The following is an 8,095-nucleotide window of genomic DNA, read 5'->3' as shown; positions in this document are numbered from 1 at the left end:
CGGCGAGCGGCAGCCCCAGCCGCTCCGCGAACTCGGAGGCCGTCTTCACCCGCCCCGCGTCCGGCGACACCACCGTCGTCCCCTCCGGCAGCCGCCCCCTCAGCGCATCGCACAGCAGCCCGACCGCCGACAGCGTGTCCATCGGAATGCGAAAGAACCCCTCCATCTGCGCCGAGTGGATGTCCACGGTGAGCACCTGGCTGATCCCCGCCGCCTCCATCAGCGTCGCGACGAGACTGGCGGTGACGGGCTCGCGGCGGCCTTCGCGCTTGTCCGACCGCGCGTAGCCGAAGTACGGCACCACCGCGATCACCCGCGCGGCGGCGGAGCGGCGGCAGGCGTCGGCGAAGGAGAGGAGCTCCATCAGGTGGTCGTTGACGGGCGGCGCCGTCGCCTGCAGCACGAACACCTCGCGCCGCCTCACCGACCGCCCGAGGCTCACGGAGAGCTCGCCGTCCGGGAACCGCTCCACCGTGCACGGCGCGAGCGGAATCCCCAGCTCCCGCGCCACGGCCTCAGCCAGCGCGGGGTTGGCTGTGCCGCCGAACAGGATCGCGTCTTCCGTCACCTTGCTCCGGGAGGGGGGGTGGGTGGGCGTGCGTCTGGAGCGGCGGCGGGAGTGCACGGGGTGTGCCGGCGGGGCCCTCACCCCCGGCTCGTTACACGCGCCTGCCCCCTCTCCCGATAACAGGAGAGGGCTCCGCCCTCTGTTATCGGGAGAGGGGGCGTAGGTCGTTGCAGGGCGCGCGGATGGGTGCGCCGCGGAGGGCCCCCTCCCCCCGGCCCCCTCCCCCGCCTGCGGGGGCGCAGGGCGGGTGAGGGGGAGAACTGCCCTCTGCATCACACAGATCCCGTAGGGGCGCGATTCATCGCGCCCGTGCCTGACGCCGCTCCGCCGCCCGGCATTTTACACCAATACCCGTAGGGGCAGACCTGCGTGTCTGCCCTCCCCTTGCCCCGGCGCCACCACCCGCATCGAACACCGACACCCGTAGGGGCCGCCCCACGTGGCTGCCCGTGCCCTCCCCGGCGCCACCGCCTGCCACCCGCGGGCGGATGCATGCCCACGCCCCTCCCCCAGGTTGTTTTGGGGGAGGGGCAGCGAGGAACGAGCGGGGAGGGGGCCCGCCGGGGCCCGCCTCCTACTTCCCCGTGCTCTCCCGCCGCGCCAATTGCGCACCCGACCTGCACTCCTCCACGAACGCGGCCTCGGCGGCGGCGCAGGCGCGCTCGCGCTCGGGGAGGGCGGCGAAGAGGGCGGTGGTCTGCTCGCCGATGGCGCGGTAGCAGGTGCGCTTCGCGGCCTCGCCCGGGACGATGCGGCAGAACGCCAGGCCGTCCTTGGGATCGGCCGTGACGTCGATGCGGTTCTTGACGGTGCCGATCACGCACCACGGAATCCGCGCCTCCGGCGACTGGCCGCAGAGCTCCACGGCGCGGGCGTTGTCGCCGCGCGAGTAGGAGGCAGCGTCGCGGCCCAGGCTCACGAAGCACGCGCGCTGGTGCTGCTCCGGGGCGCGCTCGCATTGCCTTCCCGCCGCGGCGAAGTCACCGCGGTTGGCGGCGAGGATGGCGGAGGTCTGCATCAGGTAGCACGAGTTGCGGTGCTGCTCCGCCACGACCGTGCACGGGTAGAGCGGCTCCTCCGGGTCCAGCGCCTTGAACGGCTCGTGCTGCATGGCGCCGTGGTCGTGCCCCGCCGCGGCCTGGCCGTGCCCCGCGTGCTCGGCGCCCGCCGGCTGCCCGTGCCCCGCGTGCCCGCCCGCGGCGAGCTGCGTGGTGGCGGTGTGGTGCGGGCGGGTGGCGTTGACCACGTTCTCCATGAAGGCGCCACCCCAGCACGCGCTCCGCTCCGCCATGTCCTTGAGGATGTCGCACGCCTCCAGCGCGCGGATCAGGTGGTGGCCGTGGATCGCCATCAGCCCGTGCCCCGCCCCGTGCGCGCACTGGAACTGGAGCCAGCGCCCCTGCGGCGAGCGGTAGTCCGCGCAGAGCGCATTGAGGCGCTCGGGCGTCACGCCGCCCGCGCCCGGGTCCGCGAAGTACGCCTGGATTACCCCGTGGTAGCATCCCGACTGGAAGGCCGGGGTGCACTTCGCGAACGTCTGGCTCACCGTCGCCGCGTCCGTGTACGCGGCGATGCCGATGCCGTGCGCGTACACGTGCGTGTCGCGCGCCACGTCCGCGTCCTGCGCGACGACGCGCTCCAGTGCGGCCATCGCCTTGTCCACCCCGGCCGGCTTGATGGCGGAGATGAGCGCCCCTTCGAAGCACGCCTGCTTGCCCGCGCCCGCCCCGCGGCACCCCCTCAGCGCCCACGCCGCGATCGAATCGGGCGACGAATTCGTGTCCCACGTCGCGGGCGCGAGACGCGGCGAGGGAACCGTGGCAGGCGCGGAGGTGCGCGCCCCGGCACACCCGCCGAGGAGCATCAACGCCGCGGCAAAGGCGGCTGCACGGAAGCGATCAGGTGACATGGCGATCACGGGGTCGGGTGTGAGAAAAAACCATCACACAGAGATCACAGAGAGACACAGAAAGCCGCAGAGAACGACCTCTCCGTTCATCTTTCGGTACCCTCTGTGTCTCTGTGTGAGGCGCTGTTCATCGGATGCCCGCCGGTGCACCGACCAGCGCCTCCAACTCCGACGCCCGGTGCTCGGCGGTGTGCTCCGCAAGGATGCGCTCCCGAGCCGCCAGGCCGATGGCGCGCCGGTCGTCGTCGTGCGTGCGCGCGACGATGTCCGCCACCTCCGCGGTCGTTTCCGGAAGAAGGATCTCGCGGCCGGGGGTGAAGAACGCCTCGATCCCGGGCCAGCGGTCCGAGATCATCGCGGCGCCGCATGCGGCGGCCTCGAAGAGGCGCACCGAAGGCGACCACCCCGCCGCCACCATGTCCGCCCGGGTGGCGTTGAGCTGCCAGGCGGCGCTGCTGTAGAACGCCGGGTGCCGCGCCGGGCCCAGGTGGTGGATGTGGCGCACATTGGGCGGCCAGTTGATGCCATCTGGATACTGCGGCCCCGCCACCACGAAGCGCCTCTCCGGCAGGCGCCGCGCCACGTCCACCAGGAAGCGGTCGAGCACCGGCTGCCGGTCCGCCGCGTAGGTGCCCATGTACGCCAGGTCGCACGCCAGCGCCGGGTCCGGGCGCGTGGGGCGGTAGCGTGCTTCGTCGACCGAGCAGTAGAGCGGGCGCGCGTCGCGGGCGCCCAGCTCCCCCTCCAGCACCTCGTGCAGAAAGGGACCGCCCGTGAACGACAGGTAGCGCGTGAAGAGCGGCACCTGGTCCGCGCGCAGGTACTCCGCGCCGCCGGTGCGCAGCGCTGCCACCGTCACGGGCGTGTCGATGTCGTAGAAGAAGAGGGGATCGACACCCGCGCTGGCAAGGGCGTCGATCACCCGCGGTCCCTCGTTGACGTACGAGCCCACGATCACCGCGTCCGCCTCGCGCGCCTCCGCGACGGCGTCGGCGGCGACGTCTTCCCAGGTGGGGTAGAGGACGAGCCGGCAGTACGACGGATCCGGATGGTCGCGGTTCTCGCCGCCGTACCAGGGCGCGTCCCACTCGTAGAAGACCACCTCGTGCCCCCGCGCCGCGAAGGCCCGCAGCAACGCGCGGTAGGTGGTGGCGTGCCCGTTCCCCCAGCTGGAGGAGATCGACAGGCCGAAGACGACGAGCTTCATGCCGCGCTCCCGACGGGTGCCCTCAGGATGGAGTCCAGCAGTGCCGCGCGCTGGCCGTATGTGTGCGCCTCGATCGCGCGCCTCCGAGCCGCCTCGCCGATGCGCCGCGCGTCTTCGTCGCCAGTGGAGCGCACCAGCGCCGCCACCTCTTCCGCATTGGCGGCCACCAGGATCTCGTCGCCGGGCGCAAAGAACTCCTCGATGCCGACCCACGCATCCGTCACCTGGCAGGCCGCCGCGCCTGCGGCCTCGAACATCCGCGTGGCGGGGGAGAAGCCGTTCTGCACCATGCTGTCGCGGTGCACGTTGAGCACCAGGCGCGCGGCCGCGTTCACCTCGTTGTGGCGCGCGGTGGGGACGTGGCCCAGGTACTCGACGTTGGCGGGCATCCCACGGTCGCCCCACCCCTCGCCGCCCAGGGCGAAGCGCGCCTCGGGACAGAGCGAAGCGGCGCGGAAAAAGAATTCGTCCACTCGCGCCTCGCGGTCCGGCAGGCGGTTCCCCATGAAGAGGAGGTCCCACTTCGGCGCGCCGCCGCGCGGCAGGGGGCGGTGCTCCTCGGGGTCCAGGCCGTTGTAGATGGGGGTGCACGCGCGGGCGCCCCACCGCTCGTACTCCGCCACCACCGGCGGTCCGCCGCCATAGGTCAGGATGTGATCGTAACGCGGAACGTGCGCGCGGAAGGGGTCAGCCGGGTCCGCCGCGATGCGCCCCAGCGTAGCCGGCGCGTCCACGTCCAGGAACGCCGTCATCACCTCGCCGCCCGCGCGCGCGGCGACGGCCGACTCCAATTCCGCGTCCCAGATGCCCACGCCGCTGCACTTGATCACCCACTCGCTGTCCGCGAAGGCGCGCTCCATCAGCTCGTCGCGCTCCTCCTCCGTGCGGTAGACGATGACGCGGGCGTACGACGGGTCCTCCGCCAGGTCGCGGTTCTGCTGGCGGCCGTACGCGTCCGGCTCGCAGAAGGTGATGCGGTGGCCGCGCTCGTGGAGGGCGCGCAGGAGGCCCCGGTAGTAGGTCGCCGCGCCGTTCCAGTACGACGATACGAGCGACGATCCGAAGAAGGTCAGATGCATGCGGTTCCGGCGGTTGGGCGGGTTCCGGCGCTTCCCGCGGCGCCGAGCGTTTCCACGACGTGCAGCAGCTCGTCCGCGCGATGGTCACAGGTGTGGCGTGCGAGAATCGTCTCCAGACCGCGCTCCGCCTGGCGGCGCGCCTCGTCCTCGCCGCGCACCAGGCGCAGGAGGGTGGCCTCCATCTCGGCGGGCGTCTCCGCGACGGCGTAGTCGCCGGGGCGGAAGAGACCCTCGGCGTCGCTCCACGGGGCGCAGACCAGGGGGATGCCGCACGCCAGCGCCTCGAAGACGCGGATGGTGGGGATGCCCGCCAGCGCCTCCACGTACGCCCGCCGCGGCACGTGCAGCGTGGCGCGCGCGGATGAGAACGCCTCCGGCACGCGCAGCGACGGCGCCCATCCACGGAACTCCACCCCCGCTTCTCGCAACTCGGCGAGGGCGTATTCCGGATAGCGGACGCCGTGCGCGGTCCAGCGCAGGTCGCGGTTGCGGGACGCGGGGGCCAGCCAGAAATCGCGCAGCTCCTGCGTGCGCTCTTCATCCCCCCAGTTGCCGATCCACACGACGTCCTGCGTCTTGGGCACGTCCAGCGGGCGGAAGCGGACGGTGTCGGCGGCTTCGTGCAGCGTCCACGCGCGCTCCACGCCGAAGCGGTCGCGGTACACCTCGCGCAGCACCTCGCCGAAGGCCAGCACGCCGTCGAACGCCGCGAGGTCGAAACGTGCGATCGCTTCGGGCTGGCTCCAGGGCCGGTGATGCGTGTCGTGGAAGAGAACGAGCGCTCCCGCCCGCCGCGCGGCCGCGGGGATGGCGTTCGCGACGACCGGATCGTTCCACTCGTGCACCAGCACCACGTCCGCCCCGGCGACCGCCTCGTCCAGCGCGGGCGCGGCGGGGTCGTAGGAGCGCACCTCGATCTCGGGATAGGCGCGCGCGAACTCCACCACCGGCCCGACGCCATGGTCCGCCAGCAAGTTCTCCAGCGACCAGGCGCCGCGCGGCTCGTAGGAGACCACCGTGTGGCCGCGGCGCGCCAGCGAGCTCATCAGCCCGCGCAGGAAGTGCGCGTTGCCGTGGTTCCAGTCCGAGACGGCGCTGTGTACGAAGAAGACGAATCTCATGGAGCGGCTGCGGTGGCGGCCTGCGCGCGGTCGCGGACGGCGTGGCGCTGCGCGAGCTGCCGGTACAATGCGATGTACTCCTCGGCCATGCGGCCGCTGGTGTAGCGGCGGAGCGCACGCTTGCGCGCCCCCTCCGCCAGGCGCGCCACCCGCGCCGGGTCGTCGCGCAGCCCGCGCAGGGCGCCGGCCAGCGCCGCCGGGTCATCGGGTGGCACGAACTCCGCGCACCCGTGCCACAGCTCGCGAAAGGTGCCGATGTCGCTCAGCACCAGCGCGCAGCCGTGCAGCGCTGCCTCCAGCGGCGCCAGCCCGAACGGCTCGTAGCGCGAGGGCGCCACGTACACGGACGCGCGCCGCATCCACTCGTCCACCTCCGCGCGCTCCACGCGGCCGTGCGCCCGCAGGTGTCGCGGCTCGTAGCGCTCGCCGTGCGGCGACATCGTCTCGCCCAATACGTGAACGGCCGGGAACCCGGCGCCCAGCAGCCCGGCGGCCTCGTCCAGCGTGTCCACACCCTTGCCGCGGTCCCACAGCCGCCCCACGCTGAGCGCGCAGAACTCGGTGCGCGGCCGCGGATCGTCGCCGGCGGCGAGCTCCACGCCGTTGTAAATGACGCGCGCGCCCCGCACGTCGTAATGGCGCACCAGGAGGGTGGCCTGGTACTGCGTGGGCGTCACCACCGCGTCCGCGGCCAGCAACCCCTCGCGCACCCACGCCGCGTACTGCCCCCACTCGTCCATCGGCGCGTCGCCGCCCAGCACGTGCGTCCACCAGGAGAGCACGTCGCTGTGCACCGCCGCCACCACGGGGACGGAGAAGCCGAACGCCGCGTACGCCATCTGGTTGAGGTGCACCACGTCCGCGTTCCACACCTCGGCCAGCCCGCGCAGCCAGCTGGCGGCGGCACGCACGTCGTCGCCCGCGCCGGCCATCCACTCCAGCTTGTACGGGCGCGAGGTGAACTGGACCCCGTCCGGCAGGTGCGCCAGCCGCTCGTCGCGCACCTCGCCGAGCGCGGCGACCAGCACGTCGTGCCCCGCCGCACTCAGCTCGCACGCCAGCGTCACCGTGTGGTCCCACACCCCGCCGAGCGTGTCGGTCGTGAGAAGGATCTTCATCGACCGTAGATGCGGTCCAGCACGCCCGCCACGTCCACCAGCCGCTCGCCGCCCGCATCGAAGCGCTCCCCCGCGGCCAGCCGTCGCGCCCAATCCACTCCCGCGCGCCCGCCCCATTCGTCCGGCGGCGTCGCCAGCGTTTCGCGGGAGGTGCCGTGGAAGAGCTCGGCGGTGAAGTCGTAGAAGGAGCCGTTCACGTTGCGGAGCGCCGCCCCGCCGCCCGTGCCGTAGAAGTCGGCCGCGATCACCGCATCCTGGCCGGCCGAAAGGCGCCACGAGCAGGCCAGCCGCACCGCCGTCCCATCTTCGAGCCCGATGGACGCTACGGCGTAGTCCTCCACCTGCTTCGCCGCGTCGCGCAGCGGCTCGCCGCCCGCGAAGAGCTTCCCATCCACCGATTCGACGGCCGGGAAGCCGAGCGTCCAGAGCGCCAGGTCCACCAGGTGCACCCCCAGGTCCATCACGCACCCGCCGCCGGAGAGCGCGGGATCGTAGAACCAGGGCTTGTCCGGCCCGTACGCGTTGTGGAAGGTGAGATCCACCGCGTACACCCGCCCCAGCTCGCCGCCCTCGATCCGCTCGCGGATGTGGCGCATCCCCTCGGTGAAGCGGTACGACAGGTCCACCGCTAGGAGCCGGTCGGCCGCGCGCGCTGCATCCACCACGCGCCGCACCTCGTCCGCCGTGCGCCCGAGCGGCTTCTGGCAGAACACCGCCACGCCCGCCTCCAGCGCGCGGATCGACTGCTCCGCGTGCAGCGCGCTCGGCGTGGCGATCACGATCCCGTCCAGCCCCATCTCCAGGAGCGGGTCGAGCCCGTCCACCACCTCGGCGCCGGGCGCGGTTTCGCGCGCCGCCGCCGTCATCTCGGGCGACGGATCGGATACGGCGGCCACCGTGCCGAAGCCGGCGCGCGCGATGGCCTCCATGCGGTGCCGCCCGATCCAGCCGACGCCCAGGAAGCCCAGGCGAGGAACGGAAGTGCGTGAGTGCGTGAGTGCGTGAGTGCGTGAGTCGAGCAACGCGTCGGCCACTTACAGGTCTCCCAGGATCTACAAAGCAAGAAAGGCACCCACGGGGTGAGCCGCGGGTG

The 8,095-nt window shown here is 72.7% G+C and carries 7 protein-coding genes; all 7 read right to left on the bottom strand.

Annotated elements, in window-relative coordinates; all coding sequences use genetic code 11:
* A partial coding sequence (prs, locus tag VF647_19515; protein ID HEX8454281.1) for a ribose-phosphate diphosphokinase occupies window positions 1-568 on the bottom strand: 568 nt, incomplete at its 3' end.
* 574 nt (window positions 569-1,142) lie between these two features.
* On the bottom strand, window positions 1,143-2,477 hold the full coding sequence (locus VF647_19510) for a hypothetical protein (GenBank protein ID HEX8454280.1): 1,335 nt from the start codon (window positions 2,475-2,477) through the stop codon (window positions 1,143-1,145).
* Window positions 2,478-2,604: 127 nt separating this feature from the next.
* Entirely contained in the window at window positions 2,605-3,684 is a 1,080-nt protein-coding gene (locus VF647_19505; protein HEX8454279.1) for a glycosyltransferase, read from the bottom strand.
* Complete coding sequence (locus VF647_19500) at window positions 3,681-4,763, bottom strand: glycosyltransferase (protein ID HEX8454278.1); 1,083 nt, start codon at window positions 4,761-4,763, stop codon at window positions 3,681-3,683. Before VF647_19500 ends, VF647_19505 begins: the two co-directional genes overlap by 4 nt.
* Window positions 4,754-5,884, bottom strand: a complete 1,131-nt coding sequence (locus VF647_19495) for a glycosyltransferase (protein HEX8454277.1) — start codon at window positions 5,882-5,884, stop codon at window positions 4,754-4,756. Before VF647_19495 ends, VF647_19500 begins: the two co-directional genes overlap by 10 nt.
* Window positions 5,881-7,002 (bottom strand): glycosyltransferase family 4 protein, encoded by a 1,122-nt coding sequence (locus VF647_19490; GenBank protein ID HEX8454276.1) that lies wholly within the window; start codon window positions 7,000-7,002, stop codon window positions 5,881-5,883. The genes VF647_19495 and VF647_19490 overlap by 4 nt, the downstream gene beginning before the upstream one ends.
* The gene (locus VF647_19485) at window positions 6,999-8,024 is read right to left on the bottom strand and encodes a Gfo/Idh/MocA family oxidoreductase (GenBank protein ID HEX8454275.1); all 1,026 of its coding nucleotides are present in this window, start codon (window positions 8,022-8,024) and stop codon (window positions 6,999-7,001) included. Before VF647_19485 ends, VF647_19490 begins: the two co-directional genes overlap by 4 nt.
* Window positions 8,025-8,095: the final 71 nt, after the last annotated feature.

This window comes from Longimicrobium sp. (assembly GCA_036387335.1).
Classification (GTDB): Bacteria; Gemmatimonadota; Gemmatimonadetes; order Longimicrobiales; family Longimicrobiaceae; genus Longimicrobium.
This window is presented reverse-complemented; position numbering and strand designations above follow the sequence as displayed.